The organism is Salmonella sp. 32070601201500089SM, assembly GCF_017573605.1.
Classification (GTDB): Bacteria; Pseudomonadota; Gammaproteobacteria; order Enterobacterales; family Enterobacteriaceae; genus Salmonella; species Salmonella enterica.
This window is the reverse complement of the sequence record NZ_JAGETK010000031.1, coordinates 1-1,276: the sequence shown is the minus strand read 5'-3', so window position 1 is coordinate 1,276 and position 1,276 is coordinate 1. Positions and strand designations below refer to the sequence as shown.

Genomic DNA, 1,276 nt, shown 5'->3' with positions numbered 1-1,276 from the left:
TCCACGTACCGGATTGGCACGGAGGCCAGTGCCAATCCGGTATCTGGACAACGGCAAAAGTGAACTTCACTACCAGTACGTACAATATCGGGAAAAACACCCGAAATCTGAGCATTGGCGTACATGCGTACTGTTCGTGGACATACCTTAATGGTGCGCCTTTTGGTGGGTTTCAGCAGGTATACTCCGACCAAAACAAGGTTTGGTATGTGAATAATTATGCGTGGGGAAATTATGAGTCCGGCGGCACAATTACTGTTACATGCCTGAATCTTCCTGGTGCTGGGATTTAACCGAAGGGGCAACAATAAGCATCAACGTGTTCCTCATCAACGCCATCACCAATGCCATACATGCGTGTACCTGTCATGATAAATCCGGTCGGGCATTGAATGGGTTTGTAGTAGATAGATCCTCCACTTTTCCCGCCAATGAAGTGATTCATTGCTACAGATGATTGATACCACTTACAGGCGGAGTAGTTCACTTTATTGCCACCAGACCACCGACCGGATTGGCACGGAGGCCAGTGCCAATCCGGTGTGTGGCGAACGATTGGTGCACCTGACGGAAGTTACAGCAATCTGGGTTCTCACCGGGGAACATTTAACGGGAGAAATAACGGCAGAGGAACTTTGTTTGTGTACGCTTCCGGTGGAAATGGTGCCGGTGGCGGTGATTGCGCCAACACATCAAATCTTCAGGGCTATGTGAACGGCGCTTTCATTGGTATGAATGCCAGCAATAACCCCTCCTACGGAAAGACAGCATTTATTTCATTTGCCGTGCCAGTGGGAGCGTCATATCAAATCATCTCCAGACCAACACAAAATTACGCCTGTGGTAACGGTGTTTTCTCTGTGTATGCCTATCAGATGTGAGTCCCTAGCTGGCTTTAACAATGTAGTTGAATGCAATATTTTTGGGACGCATTTCTGTGGTACTCCCCTGTGCCCAGTATGGCATACCACTATGATGCCCTTTCAGCCATCCGCCACGTTCGTGATAGACGCCTGATTGATCGGCCTGATAACTCAGGAGTTGTCTGTTCCGATCACCATCAAGTCCCTTCCCATTATCCCAGCCACGGATAAAAACACCGCGCAGATCGGGCAATTTACAGCTAGGATAAGCACGGGCAAGCTGAGGATACCGGGAACAGGAAAACGACTGGCCGTTCATCAACAGATAGCCTTGTGGAGGAGTGGCAGATGGCCACGGGATAGGGCTTCCCACAGGGTAGGATTCAAAGCCAACCCACACACCGGATTGGCAC

General features: G+C 49.7%; 3 protein-coding genes. 2 read left to right on the top strand and 1 reads right to left on the bottom strand.

The annotated features are described in order from the left end of the window. Window positions 1–293: shufflon protein C (locus tag J4728_RS23645; RefSeq protein ID WP_072663260.1), on the top strand; the 293-nt coding region annotated here is incomplete at its 5' end. Between the two features lie 348 nt (window positions 294–641). Further along, window positions 642–881: a hypothetical protein gene (locus J4728_RS23640; protein ID WP_000271302.1), complete on the top strand. Its 240-nt coding sequence runs from the start codon at window positions 642–644 to the stop codon at window positions 879–881. 4 nt (window positions 882–885) lie between these two features. Here the strand turns inward: J4728_RS23640 and J4728_RS23635 are convergent. Then, window positions 886–1,276, bottom strand: a 391-nt coding sequence (locus J4728_RS23635; protein ID WP_202403300.1) for a phage tail protein, incomplete at its 5' end; no start/stop codon positions are given.